This is a genomic window from Halomonas bluephagenesis, from assembly GCF_054790765.1.
Window position 1 is genome coordinate 46,679 of sequence record NZ_CP133631.1, and the last position, 26,515, is coordinate 73,193.

Annotated in this window: 24 protein-coding genes; 13 read left to right on the forward strand and 11 right to left on the reverse strand. The window is 52.2% G+C overall.

The features are described from left to right. The first annotated feature begins 94 nt into the window (after positions 1 to 94). From REH51_RS00285 to REH51_RS00300, 4 genes are read left to right on the forward strand one after another with little or no spacing between them, the layout of a single operon-like run. Complete coding sequence (locus tag REH51_RS00285; RefSeq protein ID WP_009724740.1) at positions 95 to 469, forward strand: response regulator transcription factor; 375 nt, start codon at positions 95 to 97, stop codon at positions 467 to 469. Next, positions 466 to 2,526, forward strand: coding sequence for a 3'-5' exonuclease (locus REH51_RS00290; protein ID WP_498936583.1), 2,061 nt, complete (start codon positions 466 to 468; stop codon positions 2,524 to 2,526). The genes REH51_RS00285 and REH51_RS00290 overlap by 4 nt, the downstream gene beginning before the upstream one ends. Beyond that, on the forward strand, positions 2,523 to 2,726 hold the full coding sequence (locus REH51_RS00295) for a hypothetical protein (RefSeq protein WP_009724738.1): 204 nt from the start codon (positions 2,523 to 2,525) through the stop codon (positions 2,724 to 2,726). The genes REH51_RS00290 and REH51_RS00295 overlap by 4 nt, the downstream gene beginning before the upstream one ends. Before the next feature lie 2 nt (positions 2,727 to 2,728). Further along, positions 2,729 to 5,488, forward strand: coding sequence for an ATP-binding protein (locus tag REH51_RS00300; protein WP_009724737.1), 2,760 nt, complete (start codon positions 2,729 to 2,731; stop codon positions 5,486 to 5,488). 37 nt (positions 5,489 to 5,525) lie between these two features. On the opposite strand, the gene REH51_RS00305 is transcribed toward REH51_RS00300, so the two are convergent. From REH51_RS00305 to REH51_RS00350, 10 genes are all read right to left on the reverse strand, one after another. After that, complete coding sequence (locus REH51_RS00305; RefSeq protein ID WP_498936585.1) at positions 5,526 to 7,403, reverse strand: T6SS phospholipase effector Tle1-like catalytic domain-containing protein; 1,878 nt, start codon at positions 7,401 to 7,403, stop codon at positions 5,526 to 5,528. Next, positions 7,396 to 7,884 carry a DUF3304 domain-containing protein gene (locus REH51_RS00310; RefSeq protein ID WP_498936587.1) on the reverse strand — a complete coding sequence of 163 codons (489 nt, stop codon included), beginning with the start codon at positions 7,882 to 7,884 and terminating at the stop codon, positions 7,396 to 7,398. Before REH51_RS00310 ends, REH51_RS00305 begins: the two co-directional genes overlap by 8 nt. Further along, positions 7,878 to 8,486, reverse strand: a complete 609-nt coding sequence (locus tag REH51_RS00315) for a DUF2235 domain-containing protein (RefSeq protein WP_009724734.1) — start codon at positions 8,484 to 8,486, stop codon at positions 7,878 to 7,880. The genes REH51_RS00310 and REH51_RS00315 overlap by 7 nt, the downstream gene beginning before the upstream one ends. A gap of 2 nt (positions 8,487 to 8,488) precedes the next feature. Next, a complete protein-coding gene (locus REH51_RS00320; RefSeq protein WP_009724733.1) occupies positions 8,489 to 8,761 on the reverse strand; it encodes a DUF3304 domain-containing protein in 273 nt (90 codons plus the stop codon). After that, positions 8,758 to 8,961 carry a hypothetical protein gene (locus tag REH51_RS00325; protein WP_498936589.1) on the reverse strand — a complete coding sequence of 68 codons (204 nt, stop codon included), beginning with the start codon at positions 8,959 to 8,961 and terminating at the stop codon, positions 8,758 to 8,760. The genes REH51_RS00320 and REH51_RS00325 overlap by 4 nt, the downstream gene beginning before the upstream one ends. Next, on the reverse strand, positions 8,955 to 9,818 hold the full coding sequence (locus REH51_RS00330) for a DUF4123 domain-containing protein (protein WP_009724731.1): 864 nt from the start codon (positions 9,816 to 9,818) through the stop codon (positions 8,955 to 8,957). The genes REH51_RS00325 and REH51_RS00330 overlap by 7 nt, the downstream gene beginning before the upstream one ends. Next, complete coding sequence (locus tag REH51_RS00335) at positions 9,815 to 11,866, reverse strand: type VI secretion system Vgr family protein (protein ID WP_498936590.1); 2,052 nt, start codon at positions 11,864 to 11,866, stop codon at positions 9,815 to 9,817. Before REH51_RS00335 ends, REH51_RS00330 begins: the two co-directional genes overlap by 4 nt. A 192-nt stretch (positions 11,867 to 12,058) precedes the next feature. Then, the gene (locus REH51_RS00340) at positions 12,059 to 13,186 is read right to left on the reverse strand and encodes a DUF294 nucleotidyltransferase-like domain-containing protein (RefSeq protein WP_009724729.1); all 1,128 of its coding nucleotides are present in this window, start codon (positions 13,184 to 13,186) and stop codon (positions 12,059 to 12,061) included. A gap of 35 nt (positions 13,187 to 13,221) precedes the next feature. After that, positions 13,222 to 13,548 (reverse strand): HlyU family transcriptional regulator, encoded by a 327-nt coding sequence (locus REH51_RS00345; protein WP_009724728.1) that lies wholly within the window; start codon positions 13,546 to 13,548, stop codon positions 13,222 to 13,224. Positions 13,549 to 13,601: 53 nt separating this feature from the next. Beyond that, positions 13,602 to 14,822 carry an argininosuccinate synthase gene (locus tag REH51_RS00350; protein WP_009724727.1) on the reverse strand — a complete coding sequence of 407 codons (1,221 nt, stop codon included), beginning with the start codon at positions 14,820 to 14,822 and terminating at the stop codon, positions 13,602 to 13,604. 209 nt (positions 14,823 to 15,031) lie between these two features. On the opposite strand from REH51_RS00350, the gene rnt reads away from it, so the two are divergent. Next, positions 15,032 to 15,700: a ribonuclease T gene (gene rnt / locus REH51_RS00355; protein ID WP_009724726.1), complete on the forward strand. Its 669-nt coding sequence runs from the start codon at positions 15,032 to 15,034 to the stop codon at positions 15,698 to 15,700. A 198-nt stretch (positions 15,701 to 15,898) separates the two neighbouring features. Beyond that, the gene (locus tag REH51_RS00360; protein ID WP_009724725.1) at positions 15,899 to 17,158 is read left to right on the forward strand and encodes a 6-phosphofructokinase; all 1,260 of its coding nucleotides are present in this window, start codon (positions 15,899 to 15,901) and stop codon (positions 17,156 to 17,158) included. An 87-nt stretch (positions 17,159 to 17,245) separates the two neighbouring features. Here the strand turns inward: REH51_RS00360 and REH51_RS00365 are convergent, their stop codons facing one another. Beyond that, positions 17,246 to 18,961, reverse strand: a complete 1,716-nt coding sequence (locus REH51_RS00365; RefSeq protein WP_009724724.1) for a bifunctional protein-serine/threonine kinase/phosphatase — start codon at positions 18,959 to 18,961, stop codon at positions 17,246 to 17,248. Positions 18,962 to 19,218: 257 nt separating this feature from the next. On the opposite strand from REH51_RS00365, the gene ppa reads away from it, so the two are divergent. The 7 genes from ppa to fis all read left to right on the forward strand — a co-directional run bounded on the left by ppa (position 19,219) and on the right by fis (position 26,461). Beyond that, positions 19,219 to 19,749 (forward strand): inorganic diphosphatase, encoded by a 531-nt coding sequence (ppa, locus tag REH51_RS00370; protein ID WP_009724723.1) that lies wholly within the window; start codon positions 19,219 to 19,221, stop codon positions 19,747 to 19,749. 217 nt (positions 19,750 to 19,966) lie between these two features. Continuing rightward, positions 19,967 to 21,847 carry a protein-disulfide reductase DsbD gene (gene dsbD / locus REH51_RS00375; protein ID WP_039869771.1) on the forward strand — a complete coding sequence of 627 codons (1,881 nt, stop codon included), beginning with the start codon at positions 19,967 to 19,969 and terminating at the stop codon, positions 21,845 to 21,847. Positions 21,848 to 22,143: 296 nt separating this feature from the next. Continuing rightward, the gene (gene accB, locus REH51_RS00380; protein WP_498936592.1) at positions 22,144 to 22,608 is read left to right on the forward strand and encodes an acetyl-CoA carboxylase biotin carboxyl carrier protein; all 465 of its coding nucleotides are present in this window, start codon (positions 22,144 to 22,146) and stop codon (positions 22,606 to 22,608) included. A 30-nt stretch (positions 22,609 to 22,638) separates the two neighbouring features. Continuing rightward, positions 22,639 to 23,979, forward strand: coding sequence for an acetyl-CoA carboxylase biotin carboxylase subunit (accC, locus tag REH51_RS00385; protein WP_009724720.1), 1,341 nt, complete (start codon positions 22,639 to 22,641; stop codon positions 23,977 to 23,979). 110 nt (positions 23,980 to 24,089) lie between these two features. Then, positions 24,090 to 25,001, forward strand: a complete 912-nt coding sequence (gene prmA / locus REH51_RS00390) for a 50S ribosomal protein L11 methyltransferase (protein ID WP_009724719.1) — start codon at positions 24,090 to 24,092, stop codon at positions 24,999 to 25,001. A 99-nt stretch (positions 25,002 to 25,100) separates the two neighbouring features. Next, entirely contained in the window at positions 25,101 to 26,141 is a 1,041-nt protein-coding gene (gene dusB, locus REH51_RS00395) for a tRNA dihydrouridine synthase DusB (RefSeq protein ID WP_009724718.1), read from the forward strand. After that, positions 26,138 to 26,461 (forward strand): DNA-binding transcriptional regulator Fis, encoded by a 324-nt coding sequence (gene fis, locus REH51_RS00400; RefSeq protein WP_009724717.1) that lies wholly within the window; start codon positions 26,138 to 26,140, stop codon positions 26,459 to 26,461. The genes dusB and fis overlap by 4 nt, the downstream gene beginning before the upstream one ends. The last annotated feature ends 54 nt before the right edge of the window (positions 26,462 to 26,515 follow it).

Below are 26,515 nucleotides of genomic sequence, written 5' to 3' on the forward strand. Positions count from 1 at the left end.
TACGAGCATTCGGCCAAGGTCGTCTTGGCCTAATCTGCTGCGCTACTTACACTCTAATCAAACACCTAACAACGACACCTTTTGGGAGGGCATCATGGCCAAAGTACTCGTGGTCGACGACGAGCCCAACATTGTACTGTCTCTGGAATTTTTAATGGAGCAGGCAGGCTTTCAAGTTGTTACTGCCTACGATGGCGAAGCTGCACTCGAACGCATCAGCGATTCAGCCCCTGACCTGCTACTACTCGATATCAGCCTGCCGGGGATCAGCGGTTTTGATGTACTCGAGCACCTTCGCCGTTCAGCAGCGACTGCCCAACTGCCGGTCATTATGCTGACCGCACATGGGCGAGATATCGAACGCGAGAAAGGCCTCGCGCTTGGGGCCGATGACTACATCACCAAACCTTTTTCGACCCAGTCGTTAATTGAAAAAGTTAAATCACTGCTCAATGGTAACTCGCAATGACCCGTGACGGGCTCCCTAAACGTCAGCGACTCATTGGCCTATGGCTGCTGCTAAGTGGTATCAGCTTGCTCGGGGGCGCTATTTTTGCTGCATGGCTGGATGCGCAGCTTTCACCCACAGGCCCTACCCGAGTAGCACTTTGGCTGGGTAGTTTTTCCGGCGGTGCGACGATATTTTTAGTTGGCCTGCTACTAGAACGTATGCTGTTTACTCCCCTGCGCCATTTACAGGTTCAGCTTGCCAGACTAGTGGCAAACCCAGACGCCCGTGATGAACACCCGCCCGAAGGCTGGCTGAAAGGGCTTGGTCCTGACCTGCGAAGAGTGCGCGAGAGTTGGCGCATTGACCGCAATCAATTAGCCACGGCTCATGCAGATGGCGCACGTAGCGCGGCAAAAATTCGCCGCGAATTAGAAACGCTGCTGCAAGTACTCGAAACCCCCTTATTACTATGTGACCACCACCGCCGTCTGATGCTATTCAATCAAGCCGCGGAAGATTTCTTTGTCGATAATACAGCGCTGGGCCTAGGCAAACGCTTAGAAGCGCTGCTGCCCGTTGCCAGCCTGCAACAAGCTCTTAGCCAACTGCCGGCGGATGGTTCGCCTCGAGAACTACTTGCCCCCTGTGATAACCGCTGGCTAAAGGTTGTGCTACGCCGAGTTCCTGGCAGTGATGGTGAAACACTATTAACGTTTAGCGATGCAACCGCGTCCTGGTCAAATGAAATGGGTGTTAGGGCGGAACTCGCCACCAAGCTCCCCCTATTACGCCAACATACGGCAAGTCTGACCAGTGCGGCGGATGCACTGATACAGCTGCGCCATAACGGCGCAGAGAACCCATCGTTACGTCAGCGGTTCGAGCAGGTGATTCAAGAAGAAGGTGCCACCCTAGGCAATAATGTTGGCCAAATCGGGCAGCTATTGGATGATTTGCAACATCAAGGCGAGCGCTTAACCCCCATGTGGTCGAATGACTTCTGGCAAGCCTTGGATGAACGCTTAGATCCAGCGCATCGGCTAATAACCCCCGTTGGTATGCCCGCTTGGTTTAAAGGCGATGCACCAGCACTGATTGTTCTTTTTGATTCCTTAGTCAAGCATCTTAACTCCCACCTTCCGGTTAGCCATTTTGAAGGTGAAATATGCCTTGGCAACAAACGTGTTTATCTGGATTTAATTTGGCAAGGCAGCCCCTTACCAGAGCATGAGTTAGCGAAATGGCGGCGCCAGCCCCTGCCGGCGCTACCGCTCAACCCGCTGGTGTCTGACGTGCTACGCCAGCACGCAAGCGATATTTGGAGCCTCGCGGATGATGATGGCCTTCATGCGCGCCTTCGCCTGCCGCTACCGGCGATGGAACGCGTTGGGGCGCCTCGAGAAATAGCGCCTCCGCGTCCAGAGTTTCATGATTTCGGCATTGCCGACCTGCCTCCGCCAGATGAAGCATTGGCTAATCGCACGTTACGTAGCCTAGAAGTGGTTGCGTTTGATACTGAAACCACCGGCCTTGAGCTTCGCCGAGGGGATACAGTGATTAGCCTAGGGGCTTGCCGGGGTGTCAATGCGCGCCTGTTAGCCAGCGAAGTCTTTGATCAAAAAGTGGACCCAAAACGCCCAATCCCCCTTAACAGTACAGCGATACACGGATTGACAGATGCTGATGTAGCCGGAGCACCGCCGCTCGACATTGTCCTAACGCGCTTTCGAGACTACGTTGGTGATGCTGTTCTGTTAGCGCATAATGCTGCGTTTGATATGCTTGCCATTACCAACAAAGGCGTTGTGTTTGACCTGCCTGTCGTCGATACCCTATTGATTTCAAGAGCTTTAGACGAAGCATTAGATGGACATGATTTAGATACGCTGGCTCAACGATACGATCTAACTTTTCCACCTGGCACTCGCCACACGGCGCTTGGGGACGCCCGAGTAACGGCTGAATTATGGCTAGCGCTGTTACCTCGGCTTGAAGCACGTGGCGTGGACACGTTAGAGCAGCTGTTGGCGCTGCAGGCCAATGCGTTTGATCGCCAAGATGCTAGCGCCTCATGAAATCCTCAGGCTCACGCAAATTAGAGCGTTTGATTGCCCTATTAGCTGTGGCAATACTACTGTTCAGCCCCCCACTGATTATCATGGTTGACCGGCTCCCCTCTTTAAGTATGAGCTGGCTGCCGCTCTATCTCTTTATTGCTTGGGGCACGGTGATTGGCCTCACCGCGTGGCTAATGGAACAACGTTCGGGACGCTGATCATGCGCACAGATGCACTTATTCTAGGGACTGCATTTGGCTATTTGGCGCTGCTATTTGTAGTAGCGGCGTGGGGGGACCGCCGTGCCGAGCAAGGCCGATCATTAATTGGCTCACCCACGGTATACGCGCTATCGATTGCCGTGTACTGCACCGCATGGACGTTCTATGGCAGCGTGGGACGCGCAGCAGAGCATGGCCCCAGTTTTCTGCTTATCTATCTTGGGCCAACGCTTGCGATGCTCCTAGCCCCTGTCGTCATTCGCAAGATGGTGCGCATCGCATCCCGCCAACGCATTACCTCCATTGCCGACTTTATTAGTGCTCGCTATGGCAAAAGCACCAGCTTAGGCGCCCTAGTTGCACTAATGGCCCTCATTTGTATAACGCCTTACATTGCGTTGCAGTTAAAAGCGATCACCGTTAGCCATGCGGTACTGGTGAACTATCCCAATACAGCGGATGCCACTCTGGTTGATGAGCGTTTCTGGCTGGATAAATCGCTTTGGGTCGCCTTAGTACTCGCAGTATTTATTATTCTTTTCGGCACCCGACATCTCGATGCGAGTGAACGACATGAGGGAATGGTCGCTGCCATAGCACTAGAGTCACTGGTAAAGCTGGTCGCGTTTATGGCCGTCGGTATTTTTGTGGTGTTTGTTTTGTATGAAGGCCCCAGTGCGCTATTTGCCAGCGTCGCCACGATGCCGGAAGTGGCTGAAAAGATGGGACTGGACAGTGTCCCAGGCGGTGCAACAGGCTGGGTCGGAATGCTTATATTGGCCTTTTTGGCCTTTTTAACCTTGCCCCGCCAGTTCCAGGTATTGGTTGTCGAAAACGTCGATGAGCAACATTTAGCCAGGGCGAGCTGGTTATTTCCGCTTTATATGCTGCTCATCAACCTGTTTGTCATTCCCATCGCCGTTGCTGGCCTTCTGTTAGGCGCTGGCGCGGGAGATTCCGATAGTTTTGTGCTGACACTGCCCCTCTCTGCAGGGCTTGAAGGGTTACCCTTACTCGTTTTTATCGGCGGTCTTTCAGCAGCTACTGGGATGGTTATTGTTGAAACGATTGCGCTTTCTACCATGGTGAGTAATCAGCTCGTCATGCCTTTATTGCTGAGAACACAACGCCTTCACCTGAGTACGTCCGGCGAGCTGGCAGGTTGGCTGTTGGGCATTCGGAGAATTGCCATTGTGCTGATTCTGCTGCTTGGCTATCTATATCACGCGCTGATTGGCGACTCTTACAGCCTTGTCACCATAGGGCTTGTCTCTTTTGCAGGGGTCGCACAATTTGCCCCAGCCCTATTGATTGGCCTTTACTGGCGCGGTGCGACTCGCCAAGGAGCCACCGCTGGCCTAATCGCCGGCTTTTTAGTCTGGTGCTATACGTTACTGCTGCCAGGCTTTGCCCAATCCGGTTGGTTAGATGCAACATTTCTTACTCAGGGGCCATGGGGCATTTCATGGCTTATGCCTTACCGTTTGTTTGGCCTGGAAGATTGGGACATTTATTCCCACGCACTGCTATGGAGCATGCTGGCAAATGTCGGCTTACTGATTGGCGTATCACTTTTTACCCGTCCTACGCCACTCGAACAAACCCAAGCCGCCCTTTTCACTGAAGCCTTACACCCTAACTTGCAAACGACCTCTTTATGGAGAGGACAGACGACTCAAGGCGCCTTAAAAGAATTACTTATTCGCTACCTTGGCAATCAAGTCACCCATCGCGTGTTTAACCAGAGCATTAATAAAAGCGACTACCGTTCTGATGAACCGGCAACGGCCGATTTGATTACCCGTTCAGAGCAGGCGCTGGCAGGGTCACTGGGAAGTGCATCAGCGCGCGTACTGATCAATTCCGTAGTGCGCGGAGAAGCACTGGATCTTGAGTCAATTTTGAGCATTTTAGACACCACGTCACAAACCCTGGAGTACAACCGCCGGTTGGAGCAAAAATCCCAAGAACTAGTTGCAGTGAGTGACGAGCTACGCAGTGCCAATGAGCAGCTGCGTGAGCTTGATCGCTTGAAAGATGAATTTGTCGCCATGGTGAGCCATGAGCTACGAACACCCCTAACATCAATACGTGCCTTTGCTGAAATATTACGCGATAGCGATCAATTACCCGATGAAAAACGCCAACATTTTCTAGGTGTTATTGTCCATGAGAGCCAGCGCCTTTCGCGTTTAATCGAAGAAATCCTTGACCTTGCGCGCTTAGAGAGCGGTCGCTTGACGCTTCATCCTGTCACCCTTGACCTGGCTGCCCTAGCGAGGCAAAGCATCGATGCAGTTGCCCGCTTACACGAAGATCGAGGTATTACCCTTGATATCAGTTTAGAGGCTGACCCTGCCATGGTGGTCGGTGACCAGGACCGCTTGGAGCAAGTCATTATTAATTTGCTGGATAACGCCAGTAAATTTGCCGACCGACAGCAACCTCAAGTGCGGCTAGCGCTTTATCGACACCGCAATCACTTTCGTTTAAGCGTCGAAGATAACGGGCCTGGTATTAGCGCTGACGAACGTGAGCGCGTATTTGAGAAATTTCATCAAATACAGCAAAGCGGTGAGACACCACGCGGTCGCCCTAAAGGCAGTGGCCTTGGTCTGCCAATTAGCCGCGGGATCATCGCCCACCTTGGCGGGCGGCTCTGGGTGGAAGACGCTAAAACTCTGGGTGGTGCATGCTTAACCCTAGAGCTTCCTGCAGCGCCCAATTCACCACTTAATGAGCCCACCTCCCCTGTATAGCCACATCAGCGGCGGCTCAATCGCTGCCTGCCTCCCATCACGGCATCGTTCTCGACCAAGGAACGTCGCCAGATTGGCGCATTGCGCTTCCTTCATTCTCATCCGCAGCGCCAACATCGGTTGCTTCTGGCTGATCAATGCTGCGCCAAGCAATGAAACGGTAGCCGCCGGCAATTTGCGTGGGCTGGCGATTCCGATAGGTCATTTCTTCCGGCTGCTTATCATGCAAGCCATAGGCGAAAAGCAACACAATTGGTTCTGGCAACTCCGGTGGAGCGTCTTCTCGTGTCCACCGATACCAACTTCTTGCCAACGGGATGTGATCGCGATAGGTGGCGCGTGCTTGGGCAGAGAGCGTGCTTCCCCAAGAATCATAGAGCATGCGTATATCCTGGGCTTCCTTATCAACGTCATCGAGCCAGCCCCAGGTTTGTTGTAATGAGGCCCGTGCGGCATCAATCTCAGCGCGGGCGGCTGCTTGAATCGACCACTGCTCTTGGGAACCAGATACAGAGGCCATCAACGACCCCAGGGTGCGGTGATAGTAGCGGTTAGGTAGTGCATCTTCACGTGCTTCCAGCGCTGCCAGAGTATCTTTATAGTCACGGAAGCGCTGCGCCAACCACGCCAAATAAATGCGGGTATGAAAGCGAAAGTTCTCTTCCGTTGGTTGCTGGTAAGCCGCTGTCTGACGCTGATAATGACGCGCTAGCGTAGGCAGTGAATAGCCTTCGATATTATCGTTCAGCTCAAACATTTGGGCGGTGAGTACATCTTTTTCTTTTAGCGTATCCAACGGTGGAAGCGGTACACCGGCAATAGTGGCGCGGCGATACATTCGGTGCAAGGTAGACCGCGACAATTCCGCACTGATTTTCTGTTCATTGGCCGCCAAACCGCCACCAACATCCTCACTTATGCCAGGGCATAGTGCTTCCTGCCACTGCGGGTGTTGCCCGCCCAGTGGGCGGCAGCGGCGGTAAAATCGGCGCTCATGGGCGGCGATCAAATGCAGTGCCTGCTGGCAGCCAGGGTGCAGCTCCCCACCATCATCCAGCACCGGCGTTAAGGGGTGAAACCAATCCAGCGGCCCCATCTCTGCGTGGGTGCGGTCCACACAGTCGAATAAGCCGACGAACATCACGTCCACTTCGCTGCCTTGGTAAACAAAGCGCCCATCCGCTTGTTCGCATACCTCCTCCAGCAGCTCCCGTACAAACGCCTTGGCCATGGCGGCGCCAAAATCAAACCCAAACACCGAGACACGAACACGCGCCAGGGGCAACTCGCTGCTCTGCTTCACATCCTCCACGCTATCTTTAAAATCACCAATTGCTGAAGAAAGGCGGGTATGGCTGGCGCTCATTAACAGGTTAGCGGCAACGGAGGTGTCACGCAGCGGCGCTACCGCCTCAAAGCCGGTACGAAAGACGCCATCTCTGGCTTGTTTGACCCAGTTCCAAGGCTGGGTAATCGACACCTTAAACGTACGCCCAAACACCTCGTACCATGGACCATTACGACTACTGGATACCGTCTCGCCTGCGGCTTCCAGGCCGCTAGAGCGCAACCGCCCTTCAGCGGTATCGCTGGCCTCGCCAGGCGTTCGCCGCGCCGCCCCTGTCACGTCTTCGGAAAGGCTGGTGTCAAACGTTGTGCCTAGGCCAGGATAGTAGTGTTTATAAAACTTATGAGCAACGGAACCTTGTGCTCTTTCTGGATAAGCACTATATAAACAACCTATATTACTAACCTTTCCAGTAGGTATGTCCTCCTCAAGGTTTCGATTAATACCATCAAAGAAGAAACCAATATCCAATACTTGACGGCAGTCAGCACCTAACTGCTCTTTTATTGTTGCTGGATTAATAGCGTTCAGTGCTTGAAGCGATTCCAGCGTAGCCTGATCAATCATTATGTAATTCCTTTTGAAGCCGGGGTGACAACGGCGATTGCAAATCTGGACTCCAGGCAAGCTCAACTTTATTGTCAGGTAGAAAATGCACGTGAAGCCGCCGATCTTCTTGGCTATAGTCAGGCATCGGTAGCGTGACACTGTGTCTTTCTTGCTCTAAGCCTTGCCGCTTCTGCTCTCCTGTCACACTTAATATCCACACAACCTCAATCGTGTCGCCTTTAAAAGACCAACAGCAGGTCGTCCCCCCCCCTGTGTATAAGCCTCCAGAATAAGCAAATAGATCCCCCCCCCAGTTACCATCAACCCAGAAACTACCAACGGGCCTATCAGTATGATTATGTCCCATTAAAGAGCCACTTTTTGAGGTATCAAACAGCATGCCCCACCCGAGCCAGACCACTACCAAGCCCACTAACACCACCTGTAACCACACGGGTAACAGATCCATATAACGGCGAATTGCCCAACGCACTAGCATCGCAAATCATTCCTTGTTCGCGTATTAGCTCCCTGCAGAAAGAAGCCACTCATTATTAATAGGTTAGCGGCAACGGAGGTGTCACGGAGCGGCGCCACCGCCTCAAAGCCAGTACGAACAACACTGTCTCTGGCTTGCTTGACCCAGTTCCAAGGCTGGGTAACCGACACCTTAAACGTACGTCCAAACACCTCGTACCATGGACCATTACGGCTACTGGATACCGCCTCGCCTGCGCCTTCCAGGCCGCTAGAGCGCAACCGCCCTTCAGCGGTATCGCGAGCCTCGCCAGGAGCTCGCCGCGCCGCCCCTGTCACGTCTTCGGAAAGGCTGGTGTCAAACGTGGTTCCCAGGCCAGGGTAGTAGAGTCTACGAAACGGGGTAGCAAGCTTACTCTCTTCCTCTGAAGGATAAGCTAAAAATAAACGCCCAATGTTGCTAACTCTATTATTTGGTAGATCTGCTTCTAAGTTTCTTGACATCCCATCAAAGAAAAACCCTATATCTAGCACTTGACGACAGTCAGTCCCTAAACGATCTGAATAGCTATTCACACTTCTTGAATTTAATGAGCATATATTCTCAATGGTCGTCTGATCCATGTTCAATTAGCTCCTGAACCACGATACTGCTCAAATTTTGGCGAACGAATATCTTCGCTCCACACTAAATCCACCTGGTTATCAGGTAAAAAATGCACATGCAGGTATTGATCTTCTTGGCTATAGTCAGGCATCGGTAGCGTGACGCTGTGCTTTTCTTCTTCTAACCCTGCTTCGATATTCTCTGGGGTAACGTCTAGGATCCACACCACCTCAACCGGATCGCCTTTAAAAGACCAGCAACAGGTGGAACTACCCCACGAGTAGGCACTCATATTCCTTCCCCCCAATTATCATTTACCCAAAAACTAAAGATTGGCCTGTCGGTATGGTTATAGCCTGCCAGCCCACCACTTTTTGAGGTATCAAACAGCATGCCCCCCCCGAGCCAGACCACCACCAAGCCCACTAACACCACCTGTAACCAAGCGGGTAACAGATCCATATAACGGCGAATTGCCCAACGCACTAGCATGGCGTGGCCTGCTGAGAATGGATTGCCAATAAATCAACCAGCGTAGCTTCACCACTGGTAGCGCGTTGCAATAAATCCAGCCTTTCCGCGGAAACCCAGGCATCGTCTCCTTCGCTTAACTGCACGTAGGTAAACGCTCTTCTGTCGTTAGTCGTGATCAGCCCGTGGTCATCTGCTTGAATAAGCGCTTTGGCTACCTGTCGAGGCCGTTCGCAAACACATATGCCCTTAAACAATGACGGTGAAAGCTCGACTAATTCAGCAGCCAATTGCATAACCTCGGGATCACCGTGCAGGGATTTCCAACAGGCTTCACTCACGCTCAACTGCCACGGAGCAAGGTGGGTTGGTGATGTTTTTCCCTTCAACATCGCCCAACCGGATGCTTCGTCTCGGTACCACCAGCCGCTGATACCTTTAAATAGCGCATTCGCCGGATTATCAAGCGCATCTTTATATAGTTGGGTAATCACACTTGGAAGGTAAAACCTTAGCAATGAGCGCTGCTTTTGCGGGCTTTCCACCACCATAGCAGGTGCCAAGTCGCTCGCTAGCTCCCCCCCGTTAAGTGGACTTTCTATCCAGCCGTGCAAAGCACACGTTATACCTTCAAGCCGCTGTAATTTAACGAGATTGATATGAGGCATCTCTAGCAGCCATGGGCCTTCTCGCTTCAGGTGCGGTTGATCCGCATCGTCGATCAACGGCCAGCAGTAGTCACTGCTAACAACCTCATCGAACAGTGTCATTCTTGCAGCTAGCGTCAGATGAGCTAGCTCTATCAACGCATAGCGCTGAACCTCAAGCGCTTGTGTCGATTTGGAACTCTGCCATGGCGGAACGAGATCAGTATTCACAGTGTTTCTCCAGGGATCGCACTCTGTCCTTCGGTTAGCGCTTTTTTCCAGCACTCTTCACAGACCTTTGGCAGCGAACGCTGTGAAACAGGTGCTATACGCTCATGCACTTCTGCTACTGCGTACCCAGGTAAAAGTGGCGCAGCTGCCGCCTGACCACTCCCTCGCCCAGGGCTGCCACCCGCGTTGATCTTAACCTTGGGGCCAACGATGGTGATGCCGCTGGCACTTAGCTTGATAAAGCTGCCACCCGCCCTGATGGTGATTTCACCATCGGCTTCAAGTACCGCTTTTTGACCCGCCTTAATATGCAGTTCTCGGCCACTTTCACTCAGCCACGCCTGCCCAGCCCGCATATGCATGGTGCCTTCCACGGTTAAGTGTTGGGCGCCTTTGGTGTGTTCAAAGCGCTGGCCGTGTACCGTCAGGTGATCATCGTGGTGGATCTCGCTGAGGCGGTCGTGGTGAACGGTGAGGTGGCTATGTCGGCGGATTTCTTCGGTGCGGTCGTTGAGGGTCAGCAGTTCCAGGTCTTTTTGGGCGTGGAGCCAGATCTGCTCTTGATCGGTTTTGTCGTCAAAGCGCAGTTCGTTAAAGCCGTCACTGTGGTGACTCTGGGTGCGCAAGACGGTACGGGTTTTGTGTTCCGGCAAGGGATAAGGCGGCACGTTCACGGCGTGGTAGGTGCGGCCAGTAATCAGTGGTTGATCCGGGTCGCCTTCTAAAAACGAGACAATAACCTCATGGCCGATCCGCGGTATTGCCATGCTGCCATAGCCGCCGCCTGCCCAGCCTTGGGCAACCCGTACCCAGCAACTGGCGGTCTCGTTGGGTTCGGCGTAGCGGTCCCAGGGAAATTGCACTTTAACGCGGCCATGTTCGTCGCAGTAGATCTCTTCGTCCTCTGGCCCGACCACGAACGCCACCTGAGGGCCATCGACTCGGGGCTTGGGGGCGGGCGTCGGGCGAAAGGGTTGATCCCGCGGCATGATTACCACCTCGTTGTGGTAGCGGGTCATGCCGTCACCCCCTGCGGCATCTTCTTCCAGGGCCTGGGGCTGTTCCCCGTAGTGCACCACCGAGACCACTTGCCATTCCTGGTTCAGGCTTTCCGTGTCGTGGCCGGTAAGGGTAAAGCACAGGCCGGGGGCCAGTTCAGGTAAGTCACTCTCCGCTTCGGCGGTGGTAGCATCAGCGCGCAGCGCTTCCAGGCGGTGGCGGGTAAACAGCTTGCCGGAGGCGTCTTTTTTATAGCGCCCTGGGTAATCGAAGTGTTCGTAATCCTCCCGCTGGGCATGTGCTTCCAGGTCGCGAGCCTCATGCTGGTGACGCTGTGCATAGGCGGGGTTCTTAAAGCTGTAATCCTTGAGCGTGGCCAAGGCAGGACGCACGCGGCTGACCTGACGCAGCTTGCGCAGGTGGCGCTGGGGCGGTGTACCGCCCGCACGGCCGTGGTAGGTGCGCTCGCCGATGTTGGGCAGCATGATCGAGGCATCAGCAAACACCAAACGGTGTTGACCGCCATCCGCATTCTCAAACTCGTGAAAGTAGAAATAACCCTCTTCGGCAGCTAAGCGCTCAATAAAGGCCAGATCCGTCTCGCGGTACTGAACCAGAAACTCACGCTCGGCGGGCTCGCGGGGGGCCGCCCCGCCCATGTCGATAAGACCGCGCTCATCGGCCAGGGTGGTGATGGCATCAAACGGCGCGATGTCTTGGAAGATACGTGCGTTGTGACGCAGCGAGAGCCGCCACAGGGCGGGGCGGATCTCGACACGATAAAAGCTGCGGCGGTGACCACGGTCACCGCGATGAAACTCACTGACGATGCCATGCACGCGGCGCAGCGGCTCGCCATCCTGCCAGATCGTCAGCGTGGCATTCTGATCCAAACAATCAGAGGGCGACAGGTCATGGGTACGGCTGGCAAATTCCACCGAGAGCAAAAACGGCTCTGACAGCGCCTCGCGGTGGATAGAACGCACCACCGCCGTGTCCTTCGCTCCGGGTAGCGAGAGGGTGAATTGTAGGCCCGTTCCCTGTGCCATCGTGCCGCTCCTTGGATCATTACTGAAAAAGTCAGAATCGTCCAACGTAGCGTGTTAAGCACAAACTGCAATCGCTAAAGGTGCTTTTAAACAATCGTTTACGGTCTTGTAGGCAATGGCTTACAAGGGGTAGGAGATCTCTTACAAAGTTTTGAGAACCAAACCATGCCCGAACACTAGCAGTCCAAAGCGTTATGCCTTATTTACCTGATTAACAAACGCTTTGATCTGCTGCAAATCAAACTTCAGCAGTAATCGCTCATCATCACGAAGACGTCGCAGGTCCACCCATCCGTCTGCTGTTTGCCCGTGAGACTTATTGTGGCGCTGCTGCTCTAGAAGCAAGTGCTGCATACGGTTAAAAGCGGCTAGCAGTAAGTTCGATTGCTCCTTCGTCAACGCACTAGTGAAATGAGCGAGCGCCGCTAACCGTTCACGAGTGCCTATCTCACTTCGCTGGTACCGCACACAGAGCAACCGGGCAGCGCTAATTAACGGCATCAAACCCTGATGCTTAAGATCGACCGCTTGGTCATGAGGAGCGGCTAATGCAGGATGTGAAGCGATGCGGCCAAATCGGTCAAGCGCCACCGGCAACTCATCCAGCAACATCGCCATTTCATTCATGAATAAAGGCGCGTTCGAGAGTGTGGAGCGCACCCATTGGCCTAACGTCTGTGCAAGCTCAGCGTTCCCTGCCACAGGATAAAAATCGAGCCATATATTGGTTTGCTGTACCCGCTTAACCTGACGGTCAGCACTCCAAATTTCAAATTGCTGCTGCCATTCACTCAGACGTTTGCGCCACATTGGCCAGCGCGCCATAACATGGCCACGGCAAAGCGGAATGCCTGCCTCATCTAAACGTTGTGTAAAACGTTCGCCTAGTGCCTGAAAATAGCCATCAATTTCAACGTGTCTAGCATCAGGGTAGTCGCCAATAATTAGTGCGTTGTCCTGATCAGGACCCAATAAGCTTTCAAAGCGAGCCGCCGAACCAAGCGTCAGAACACAGTAATCGACCGGCGGTTTCCCCCATCCTTGTGCCTGCATCTCATCCAGCGCCATTGCAATCGATTGACGATAAAGCCAAGCATTGTGGTCACTGATGAGTTCACTAATACGCCAAGCAGGCAGGTCATAACGCACCAATGTCTCAACAAAAGAGAGCTGTGCAGCATAGGCGTCAGATAAGGACGGTTTAAAGAGACAGGCATTCGCGTGAAAATCGCGTAATGGTGCGGTTAGCGTTGAGGTGTCCAACGAACCGCCAAGACTAACCAAGGAGCGCCAAGGTGAAGCACGGTATACGATGCGCATACGCCGCTCCTCAACTAAACGTAATAGAAAACTTGCTAGGCTTCGCTGGCATTGCGAGGATCAGGCGTAAACATATCCTCACCCACTTCATCAATAAAGCGCTGCGCTTTAGCGACCATCATTGCATCGCAGGCGTCACGACCCGGCAGCATGTCAGAGCGCTCAAAGCGATGCTCGTGAGTAACGCCTTCGCCATCTAACTTACGAATCCAGCCACTAACTCGAAATTGTCCGCTTTGGTTATCAGGCTGAGATACAATTAAATACTCTTTATATTCAACTGGCTCGGCCGCTTTGGTGCTTCCTTCCGCGTCTCCCGCACCCGCGCCACCCAACAGGCCAGAAAATAGTTTTTTAAACATTCGGACTCCCCTGCAATAAAAGCGGCCAGACACTGGCCGGCCGCTTAGCATGCTTAGCTCTGTTGACGACCTTTACCGGCAGCAATACGAAGACGTAATGCATTCAGCTTAATAAAGCCTTCTGCGTCTTTTTGATCGTACGCGCCTGCATCATCTTCAAATGTTGCAATAGACTCATCAAACAACGACTGGTCTGACTTACGCCCCACAACCGTTGCATTGCCTTTGTAGAGTTTCATGCGAACAACGCCCGCTACGTTTTTCTGCGTTTCGTCGATCGCCGCTTGCAGCATACGGCGCTCAGGGCTCCACCAATAACCGTTATAGATCACTTCTGCGTATTTAGGCATCAGTTGATCTTTCAAGTGTGCTTCTTCACGGTCAAGGGTCAGTGACTCGATAGCGCGGTGAGCGCGGAGCATGATCGTGCCCCCAGGCGTTTCGTAACAGCCACGGGACTTCATACCGACGTAGCGGTTTTCAACAATGTCTAGGCGGCCAATACCGTTATCGCCCCCTAGCTTGTTAAGCTTTTCAAGCACTTCATGAGGCTTAAGTGCTTCACCATCGATGGCCACAATATCGCCATTTTCAAAGGTCAGCTCTACATAAGTAGGCTGCTCAGGCGCGGCTTCGGGAGAAACGCTCCAACGCCACATGTCTTCTTCTGCTTCGGCCCATGGGTCTTCCAAAATGCCGCCTTCATAAGAAATATGCAGCAGGTTGGCATCCATGGAATACGGTGATTTTTTCTTTTTATTCGAAAAATCAACGGGAATTTTGTGCTCTTCGCAGTAGGCCATCAACTTCTCACGAGAAGTGAGATCCCACAGACGCCAAGGAGCAATAACCTTCACACCCGGTTTGAGTGCGTAGCCACCCAATTCAAAACGAACCTGATCGTTACCTTTACCCGTTGCACCGTGAGAAATGGCATCTGCCCCCGTCTCATTAGCAATTTCAATCAAGCGCTTAGCAATCAACGGACGAGCGATAGAGGTGCCGAGTAAATACTCGCCTTCATAGATGGTGTTTGCTCGGAACATTGGGAAGACATAGTCGCGAACAAACTCCTCGCGAAGGTCTTCGATGTAGATCTCTTTAACACCTAGTGCTTGAGCTTTAGCGCGTGCGGGCTCGACTTCTTCACCTTGACCGATGTCGGCTGTAAAGGTCACTACCTCGCAGTTGTAGGTCTCTTGCAACCACTTAACGATAACGGATGTGTCCAGGCCGCCTGAATACGCCAGCACAACCTTTTTGACATCGGACATTCTTTGCTCCTTGTTTATGAAAAGTAGTTCACCAAACTACACCGCGCCGTGCGCAGTGCAATAACACAAACTCCGAGTATAGCGCTCTCAATGCTCAGCGAATACCGTCAACGACGCCTTAGGGGTAAAGCTGCTAGAATCATAGCCAACAAAGGGGTTGCTTTAACCGCTTATTCTGACTAATTACTCGCTTTACTAAGGAGAGCTGCATGAGCGAGGCATTTGCCCGCGAATTGATGGCCGAACGTTTTCGCAGTTATCTGCCGGTTGTCATTGATTTAGAAACGGGTGGGTTTAACTCCCAAAGTGACGCAGTACTCGAAATTGCCGCCGTGACGCTCACCATGGATCCTGACGGTAACTTATTACCCGATGCCACTTATGCGTATCACATCCATCCGTTCGAAGGCGCAAACGTTGAACAGTCTGCCCTTGATTTCACAGGCATTAATCTTGACGACCCGCTACGTCGCCAAGTGGCGCTAAGCGAATCTGAAGCGCTAGGTGAAATTTTTCGTCCTATCCGAAAATCAATCAAGGCACACGGCTGCTCACGGGCAATACTCGTTGGTCACAATGCCGCCTTTGATCATGGTTTTCTCAATGCAGCGGCGAATCGCTGTAGCGTAAAGCGGAACCCGTTTCACCCCTTTTCCAGCTTTGATACAGCAACGTTAGCGGGCTTTGTGTACGGTCAAACAGTGCTTGCCCGTGCTTGCCGCGCGGCAGGTATCGAATTTGATAACAAATCTGCCCATTCGGCCCGCTATGATACCGAACGTACAGCAGAGCTCTTTTGTGCGATGGTCAATCGCTATAAAGACTTAGGGGGATGGCGGCTAGCTCAGCAGGAGCAGGAGCTGGACGACAGCGAGTAACAAGCCTGCAAGATGCACCTGCACTTGCTTTACGCTAAACTTCGCCGCGGTAAGCCTCACTATTGCACGATCAGTTGTCACAGCGTGCCATTGGCGCACGCTTTTAAACGAACGATTATTAACACAAGCAAAGGAACGTTATTTTCCTTTGCTTGAATACTGCTTTAACCACCCGTTTTCAGGAGATGAGACGTTTCCATGGCCCAGCATAATGCCTTTTACGCCCAGTCCGGTGGCGTTACCGCCGTCATCAATGCCAGCGCCTGCGGCGTTATCGAAGCTTGCAGACAAGCGCCCGACCAGATTGGCAAGGTATATGCCGGTCATAACGGCATTATCGGCGCCTTAACGGAAGACCTCATTGATGTGACTCAAGAGAGCGATGCGTCCATTGCTGCCTTGCGCCACACGCCTGGCGGTGCATTTGGCTCCTGCCGCTATAAGTTGAAAGATATTGATACTCACCGTGCTCAATATGAACGCTTAATCGAGGTCTTCAAAGCCCACGATATTCGTTACTTCTTCTACAATGGCGGCGGTGATAGCGCAGACACCTGCCTGAAGGTGTCTCAACTGTCTGAAAAGCTTGGCTACCCGTTGACAGCGATTCATGTACCGAAAACCGTTGATAACGACCTGCCGATTACTGATAACAGCCCAGGGTTTGGCAGCGTTGCCAAGTATATTGCCACTTCTACGCTTGAAGCCTCGCTGGATATTGCATCCATGTGCGCAACATCTACTAAGGTGTTCGTCCTGGAAGTCATGGGCCGTCATGCTGGCTGGATTGCAGCGGCGGGTGGTTTAGCGGGAGAAAGTGAAGGCGAACCGCCCCATTTGATTATCTTTCCTGAAATTTCATTTGACCGTAAAGCGGTCATGGCGCGCGTTGAAGAGTGCGTTCAGAAATACGGTTACTGTGTCATCGTTGTCTCTGAAGGCGCACGCTATGAAGATGGCACCTTTCTTGCCGATGCTGGCAATACAGATGCCTTTGGTCACCGTCAATTAGGTGGCGTAGCACCAACACTTGCAGGCATGGTGAAGCAAGACCTTGGCTACAAATATCACTGGGCAGTTGCTGATTATTTACAGCGTGCCGCGCGCCACTTGGCTTCTAAGACCGACGTTGAGCAAGCCTATGCCGTGGGCCGCGAGGCAGTAACATTAGCGCTCGCGGGCAAAAATGCCATGATGCCTGCCATACGCCGTATTTCACAGGAGCCCTATCAGTGGGATGTGATCTCGGCCCCACTGTCGCAAGTGGCCAACCAAGAAAAATTCATGCCCCGGGACTTTATCAGCGAAAACGGATTTGCGATTACGCCAGCCTGCCGAGCATATCTCTCTCCGCTCATCCAGGGCGAAGATTTTCCACCGTTTGAAAATGGCCTGCCAAAGGTAGCCAAGCTGAAACTTGCAAAAGTTGAGCAAAAACTGCCTAAATTTACACTGTAAGCGTTTTAACGCGCTAAAAAACGGGGCGATGAAATCATTCATCGCCCCGTTTTTATGGCTGTATTGTATTAATTGAGCGACGTTAATCTAGCGCAATAGCCAGGAAAGTACGAGGAGCAGCAACAGAATACCCGCCACGCCCTGCCAAAAACGCCGTGATTCTTGGCGCGGTTCCTCACGGCTAGATGCACGACCCAAAGGAACTCTTAACGCATGAAGAAATTCGGAGAGCCTTCTAAAGCGCAGCGCACGCTGAGGGTCTAGGGCGCGACGTAACGCATCATCAAGTTCAGGCGATATTTCTGGATTGGTCGCGCGAGCACTTCGGTAGCTGAGTTCTTCAAGATCCGTATGGCTGCGTAGTCGGTTAGGCGTCAACTTATAGGGTAACGCGCCTGTCAGCAGCCAATAAACCGTTGATGCCAATGAATACTGGTCACTACGCCGCCCAACACTATCACCCAGCGCATACTCAGGCGCTGTATGCTCATTGAAGCCAATTTGTCGCAGTAGCTCACCCGAGTGACGATGCCCATCCACCTCGCGCATATGGCAAGCGCTGAAATCCGCTAACACGAGTTTACCGTGGGAGTCGATCAGCACATTATCAGGGGTAATCTGCTGATGAATGATATCGCGATGATGTAACGCTTGAACCGCTTTACCCAGCTGATTGGCGATATCCAGGCGCTGCACTAAGCTGGCTTGCGGATGCCTCTCTGCCCACTGCCGAAGAGTTTCACCTTCAACGTGCTGCATTAAATAGTAGAGGTAACGGCGTGGCCGTGACGACTCCATCACTTTGACAACAAAGGGTGAATTAACGCGCTCCACCACCCACTGCTGCAGTAAAAAATGTTCTAGGTAAGCATTACGCAGAGAGAGCTCTGGGCTAGGTGCTTTCATCACCATTTCACGCTCTGAATACACATCACGGACGCGATAAACTCTAGACTGCGCATTGCGTGATAATACCGACAGCACCTCAAGCCCATCAAACCGCTCTCCTGGCGTCAGCTCAGGTGGTATAGGCAGGTCACCATAAATAAGCCCTGGGTGGTCTTCAGACTCTTCCGGCAGCTCATCGATACGTAGCAGTTGGAAGCAAAATTGATCACCTCCGTATCCTCTGTCTTGCGCGCGCTGCTTTGCTTCGCTTGCCAGACACTCACAGGCAGCGTCTAGGTCACTGGCATTTTGGCGGATAAGACGAACGTAATCTGATGGCATTAAGGTGCCACGCACGCCCTGGGTAGTAAAAACGAAAAAGTCGCCCTGCTTAAGCGGCAGATGGGTATAGTCAATATCGACGCTACCATCCATGCCCAAGGCGCGCGATGGGTAGCGATAGCCGCCGACATCGGTGACATGATCGCGGGTTAGCTGTTCGAACTCAGCGCCTCGCAACCGGAAAACTAACGTATCTCCCATATGAAAAAGGTGCGCTTCGCGTTCCCGAAAGACCATCGCTGATAGCGAAGAAACGAAACTTCCTTCTTTGACATGTTGGCTTTGGCTATAGCACCAGCTGTTAAGGGCACGCAGTACGCGGGTGGCCGACGTTTTCGTGTCCCAGTGATCAGGCGTTGAATAATAGTCAGCTAAAAAACCACGAACACTTAAATCACCTGCCTGCTTGGCCATGGTGTTACGAGAAATCGAGTCACTAATAACCGCACAGCCCCCTTTTACTTTCAACAGCGGCGCATCAGGCAACCGCACCGACATTGAGCTACGGTGTAGACGCCTATTGGGGGCCACAAAGGCTTGGCCATAACTAATTAGTAACTGGGCGTGCGCCAACTCATCCTCCTAGGCTTTAGGCTCTTCATGGGAACCACACAGCGGTTATGATACACGCTGATCAAGGGAAACGATGCCCGCCAAACGTCGCGAAGGTGAAAAACGAGGCTTATTTTAAGATTCATAGCCATTGTCAGCGACACACACCTATGTCGCATTGGTAATCCACTAGCCAACTTCGTATAATTCTTCGCCATTAATGCAATGCATCAACTGCTTAGCCTTCGCACTACATAAGCCAAGCCAAGGAATAAACGATGAACTTCGATAACATCCCCGCTGGAAAGGATCTGCCCAACGATATTTACGTGGCGATTGAAATTCCCGCTAATCACGCACCAATTAAGTATGAAATCGACAAAGACATGGGCGCCCTACTGGTTGACCGCTTCATGGCAACCCCCATGTTCTATCCGGCCAACTACGGCTTCATCCCCCACACCCTGGCCGATGATGGCGACCCGCTAGATGCTTTAGTAGTTACCCCTCATCCTGTGGCTCCGGGCAGCATTATCCGCGCTCGTCCTGTTGGCATTTTGAACATGACCGACGAAGCAGGCGAAGATGCAAAATTAGTATGCGTCCCGCACCCCAAGCTGAGCACTCTGTATGATGACGTTCAAGAAGTGACGGATCTTCCTGAACTGCTACGTCAGCAAATCGCTCACTTTTTCGAGAACTATAAAGACCTCGAAAAAGGTAAGTGGGTAAAAGTAGAATCTTGGGAAGGTGTTGAAGCGGCACGCAAAGCGATTGAAAAGTCAGTCGCGGCTTACCAAAAAGCTTAACCATCAAGTTAAGCAACAAAGCCAGACCGTTTTCGACATTAAAGGCTGCCCACGTGGCAGCCTTTTTCTATTATCGGCTGCTTAATGCTGACATCTTAGCTTCGACATTAACGGAGTATGAACAAGCGCGTCACGTCACCGCAGCATCTACGCTGACACCACAAGGTAGGATATGCTATTTCAAAATCTCCCTGATACGTCTGCGTAAGGATACTTCGTGTTGTCTCTTAAGCGTTTAAGCCTGTTACTTTTACTCTGCTGGCTTCCCCTGCTGGCCCAAGCCCAGTGGTTTTCTTCTTCCAGTAATCAAAGCGATTTTTTACCTGTTCTAGAAGCCTTTCAGCCTACCGCCTGGCATGATGGCAACGCCGTTTATATTGGTATCGATATTGCTGACGATTATTATTTATACCGCCACCAGTTTAGCATTAGTAGCAAAACGGATGCAGTGTCCCTTGATGAACCACTACTTCCCCAAGGAACATTCACAACTGATGAGTTCATGGGCGATGTCTATGTTTTTCGTGACACGTTAGTTTTTGAAACTCCATTCTCTTCGTCCTACAGTGGCCCAATCGATATTGAGCTGACGTTCCAAGGCTGTGCCGACGCAGGGCTTTGCTATCCGCCAGAAACTATTTCGCTTGAAGCCTTAGAGTCATCTCCCCCCACTGCCTTTGCTGACTGGGACGGTGCAGATCAAGCACTGTCAGGCACAGAGGGCAGCGATGACCAACAAATTAGCCAAACCGTGGGCACAAATAGCAACACTGAATTTTCAGCCCCTCAAAGTGAAGATAGCCGCTTTAGCGCATTGCTAGGCAGCGCCAGTCTACCTCTAGCATTAGGATTATTTTTTATCGCTGGATTGGGCCTGACTTTCACGCCCTGCGTACTACCGATGGTACCTATTTTGTCTTCAATCATCGTAGGACAAAAGCCAACCCGGCCCCGAGCGTTTGTACTCTCGGCTAGCTACGTTTTAGGCATGGCGTCCACCTACGCGTTAGTCGGTGTGTTGATGGGACTTTTTGGTGCAGGCCTAAATCTTCAAGCCCACCTGCAATCAGCGCCGGTTCTGATTACCTTTGCTGTTCTATTTACGCTATTTGCCTTGGCCATGTTTGGGGCATTTGATTTACGAGTTTCGCCTCGGCTGGCTTCTAAAATTGACGTCTGGCAAGCACGCGCCCAGCAAAGTGGCCCAGCGGGCCTAGCCCTGGCAGGCGCTCTATCGGTATTAGTGGTTTCCCCCTGTGTTACGGCTCCACTTGCCGGTGCTCTGGTGTTTATTTCCTCAACGGGGAACGCAGCCATGGGGGGTGCCGTTTTATTTGCACTAGGCTTAGGCATGGGGGTGCCACTGCTATTAGTAGGCACCTTTGGAGCAACGCTGTTACCCCGATCAGGTGCTTGGATGAACGGCGTTAAAATTGCTTTCGGCTTGCTGTTACTCGGTGTTGCTATCTGGATGGTTGAGCGGTTAGTGCCGCCTTCAGTGGCACTTTTGCTTTGGGCAGCGCTGGCCATAGGCAGCGCTCTCGTGCTGGGCGCCTTAAACATCAATCAGCCACAAGGCTGGCCTAAAGCACGACAAACCTTAGGACTGATGTTGCTTGCATGGGGCGTTGCCCTGGTCATTGGCGCTGCTCAAGGCGGCAGCAACCCTTTGCGCCCCTTAACGGTATCAAGCGCTTCAACGAACAACGGCACGTCACAGGCAAAACTCGCTTTTCAGAAGATTGACGAACTGAGCGTGCTTGAAGCAGCACTCTCTGAAGCCACGGACGCCCAACAGCCTGCCTTTGTTAATTTCACTGCTGACTGGTGCATCTCCTGCAAGCTAATGGAGCGCGATGTTTTTCCAGACCCCAATGTGGTCGCTGTATTGAACGATTTCCACCTAATTGAGGTCGATGTCACCAACACAGATGCGCAAAGTAGAGAACTACTCAACCGGTTTAACTTATTCGGGCCGCCGAGCTTACTTTTTTTTATCCAGGGCGAAGAAGTACGAGATGCGCGCATTCAAGGCGAAATAACCGCTACAGAACTGGCACAGCACCTGGAAACATTACGGCGCTGGCAACAAGGCTGACCTGAAGCCTACAGCCATCTTGTGTCGCGAACGTCGTCAAACGGTTGTTTAAATATCGAGGAACGAGCATATTTTGGCCGCCACTAGACATGCCCGTACTTTTTCGGCAAACTTCGCAGCCATATCAGCTAAAATCCTCATTTTTTAGGACTTAGCACCGGGTAACGTTCAACATCGTGCAGCGTTCTCTTCATTTTCATACAAGGTTTACTGCGCTGTAACGGCGCTCAATGCAGCTGGAAATACGACACCGAACTGCATTGCGATTAACTTTCATCACTTTTGGGGCGACAGGTATGGATATTCGTAAAGTTAAAAAACTGATTGAGCTTCTCGAAGAATCAAACATTAGCGAAATTGAAATTCAGGAAGGCGAAGAGTCCGTCCGTATCAGCCGCCATCCAAATGGCGCAACATGGCAGCCTCAGGCGATGGCACAGTATGCTCAAATGCCCACCATGCAGCAGGCACCAGCTCAAGCCGGCGCACCGGTTGCTGAGGCAGAACCACAAGGCTTAAGTTATCAAGGTGAAGCGGTTAACTCACCGATGGTAGGCACGTTCTACCGCAGCCCGGCACCGGGTGCAAAATCGTTTGTAGAAGTTGGCGATACGGTTAAGCAAGGCGACACGGTATGCATCATTGAAGCAATGAAAATGATGAACCAAATTGAGGCCGATCGCGACGGCGTAGTCGAAGCCATCCTAGTGGAAGACGGAGAGCCGGTGGAATTTGATCAACCTATGATCGTCATCGCTTAATCTTTCAAAACAACACGGGTGGATTCTCCCATGCTGGACAAGGTACTTATCGCAAACCGCGGCGAGATTGCCCTTCGTATTCTCCGAGCTTGTAAAGAGCTAGGGATTAAAACCGTTGCGGTTCACTCCAAAGCTGATCGTGAATTAATGCATGTTCGCTTGGCCGACGAGGCGGTCTGCATTGGCCCCGCTTCCTCAGCACAGTCGTACTTGAATATTCCTGCATTAATAAGCGCCGCAGAGGTGACGGATTCAAGCGCCATTCATCCTGGCTATGGTTTCCTTTCGGAAAACGCTAATTTTGCAGAACAGGTTGAGCGCTCTGGCTTTACCTTTATTGGTCCACGTGCGGACACCATCCGTCTAATGGGTGATAAAGTTAGTGCCATTGAGGCCATGAAGATCGCTGGTGTTCCTACCGTGCCTGGCTCAGATGGCCCGTTAGGTGATGATGAAGCCACTAATCTAGCCACGGCTCGCCGCATTGGTTATCCGGTTATTATCAAAGCCGCTGCAGGTGGTGGTGGCCGCGGCATGCGGGTTGTGCACACTGAAGGTCACCTGCTTTCAGCCATTACTGTTACCCGCACCGAAGCGCACTCAGCGTTTGGCGATGGCACGGTTTACATGGAAAAATTCCTTGAGAAACCCCGCCATGTAGAAGTACAGGTACTGGCTGACGGCCAAGGCAACGCTATCCACCTTTATGATCGCGACTGTTCTTTGCAACGTCGTCACCAGAAGGTTCTGGAAGAAGCGCCAGCCCCTGGAATCGACCCGGAAGCTCGAGCAAAGGTGCTAGAAGCATGTCGCCAAGCGTGCCTCGAAATTAACTACCGTGGCGCGGGCACCTTTGAGTTTCTATACGAAGACGGTGATTTCTTCTTTATTGAAATGAATACCCGCGTGCAGGTAGAGCACCCTGTCACCGAAATGGTGACTGGCGTGGATATCGTCAAGGAACAATTGCGCATTGCCTCCGGCCTTCCACTGTCGATTCGCCAAGAAGACGTCAAGATTAGTGGCCATGCCTTTGAGTGCAGGATCAATGCGGAGGATTCGCGTACGTTTATGCCCTCTCCAGGGAAAGTCACGCTGTACCACGCACCGGGTGGACTTGGCGTACGTATGGACTCTCATCTATACACCGGCTACACCGTACCGCCTCATTACGACTCGCTTATCGGCAAGCTAATCACCTGGGGCGCTGATCGCGAGATCGCCCTGACGCGTATGCGCAATGCCCTAGACGAACTGCTGGTCGAGGGAATCAAAACCAATATTGATCTGCAAAAAGATTTGGTGAGAGATAGTTATTTCCGCCAAGGTGGCGTCAATATTCACTATCTTGAAAAGAAACTCAGTAGCTAATATTTGTAAAAGCGCTGAATAGATAGTCGATAATGCTCAACGGGGTGGCCATTGCCACCCCGTTATTGTTTTACCTTTGCGCAAATGCACGTACGCAGTGGAGATTACTGATGCCCTGGCTCCAACTCAAAGCCCACGTTGCTCCAGAACAAGCCGAACTGTTAGAAGATCTCCTATTAGAGGAAGGTGCGACAGCGATTGGCCTTCAAGATGCCCACGATGACCCCGTATTCGAACCTGAGCGAGGCACTACCCCACTTTGGCAGGACACTATCCTCACTGGCCTCTATGACGACTTAGACGGCGTTGAAGCCATGCTTGAGCGCATTCAAGCCGCTTGGTCTGAGCAAGTACCCGACGAACCCTGCCCAGCCATTGAGTATGAATTATTAGCCGATAGAGACTGGGAAAGAGAGTGGATGGATGACTTTACGCCGTTGCGAATGGGTCAACGGCTGTGGATTGTACCTAGCTGGCATCAGCCACCAGAAACAGATGCCGTCAATCTCATCCTTGACCCAGGCCTTGCATTTGGCACCGGCACCCACCCTACAACGGCTCTTTGTCTGGAATGGCTGGATAGCCTTGCGGTTAGCGGCGGATTGGAAGATAAAACCGTTTTGGATGTGGGCTGCGGCTCAGGCATTCTTGCCATTGCCGCACTAAAGCTAGGCGCAACCCACGCCGATGCTACTGATATAGACCCACAAGCACTTCAAGCAAGCCGTGATAACGCAGCGCGCAATCAGATTAGCGACGCGCAATTGTCCCTCTATTATCCCGAACAGCTAAACGAAGGCTCCTATCCAGTCGTCACGGCCAATATTTTGGCCGGGCCATTAGTGGAGTTAGCTGCAATGATTGCGGGCCATGTAGCGCCCGGCGGACAAATAGCGCTGTCTGGCATTTTAGCGAACCAAGCAAATGAGGTCTTACAGGCCTATGAAGCCCAGGGGTTGATAATGGAGGAACCCACAATTCGCGAAGGTTGGGTTCGCCTATCAGGCTATCGCGCTGCTTAATCTGGTCAATGGCCTTCACCCCATCGCCGAGTAGGCGTATCATACGCCCCCTTGAAACGCCTACTCGGCGATTTTTATCTGTATCTACAGCGCAGCATAATGACCACACAAAACTTTCAGCCACCAATGATCGGGCCTCACCAGTTACCCAACCAAGTTATCTTGGCGCCGATGGCTGGCGTTACTGATCGCCCATTTCGTCAACTCTGTAGGCGTTTGGGCGCTGGGTGGGTGGTCGGCGAAATGGTCACAGCCGACCCCTCTCTTTGGCATACCCGAAAATCTAAGCTGCGCATGGACCACCAAGGCGAGCCCAACCCACGGGTTGTGCAAATTGCCGGAGGTGATGCTGAAATGCTTGCGAATGCTGCGCGCCTCAATGCAGAACTTGGCGCTCAGGTGATTGATATTAACATGGGATGTCCAGCAAAAAAGGTCTGCAATAAGGCAGCTGGCTCTGCCCTAATGCGAGATGAAGCACTGGTGGCTGATATACTTGACGCCGTTGTTAATGCCGTTGATATTCCGGTTACTTTAAAAATTCGCACCGGCTGGTCTGCCGAGGCTAATAATGGCCTACGCATTGCTAAAATCGCGGAATCTGCAGGCATCCAAGCCTTAGCCGTACATGGACGTCATCGAGAGCAGCGCTATACTGGATGGGCTGAGTACGACACTATTGCTGAGATAAAATCGCACCTGACGATACCGGTTATCGCCAATGGAGATATCACCAGCCCTCAAAAAGCCAAAGAGGTACTGTCATATACAAGTGCTGATGCAGTCATGATTGGCCGCGGAGCGCAAGGCAACCCATGGATATTTCAGCAGATCACACACTATCTTGCTCATGGGGAACTGCTAACGCCCCCCACCCTTGATGAGCGCCGTAACGTGCTCAAAGAGCATTTACAAGCCCTGCACACGTTCTATGGCGAGACGATGGGTGTTCGCATAGCGCGCAAGCACCTAGGTTGGTACTTAAATGAAGACCCGCGCTTTAACGAAACGCAATATCATCTGCTGAAGCAGCAATTTAATGCGCTTGCCACACCAGCATCGCAATTTGATTGGATTAATGATGCCATGACGCAAGACGCTGCAGGGCGTCTGCTAGCTAAAGGAAGCCATGCTGCATGACTGAACGCGACCTGCTTTCGAACGAGCTCTCTCACCGCCTCTCAGGCACTCTGGCGGACCCAGCCACAAGCGTACCGCCTCAACCACTAAGAGAAGCGGTTGAAACAGCGATACGCCGTTACTTCGAGCATCTCGATGGCAGCCAGGCAACCGACCTCTATGCGATGGTGATGGCCGAAGTAGAAGCGCCGCTACTTAACTGTGTAATGGAACACACCGAGGGTAATCAAACCCGGGCTGCTGATGTATTAGGCTTAAACCGCGGCACATTGCGCAAAAAACTTAAGCTTTATGGATTGATTGAAGGTGACGCCCCATAAGGGGCGTTGTTGTTTGTAATTTCCGACGTTAACTCCTTGACTCTGCACACGAGC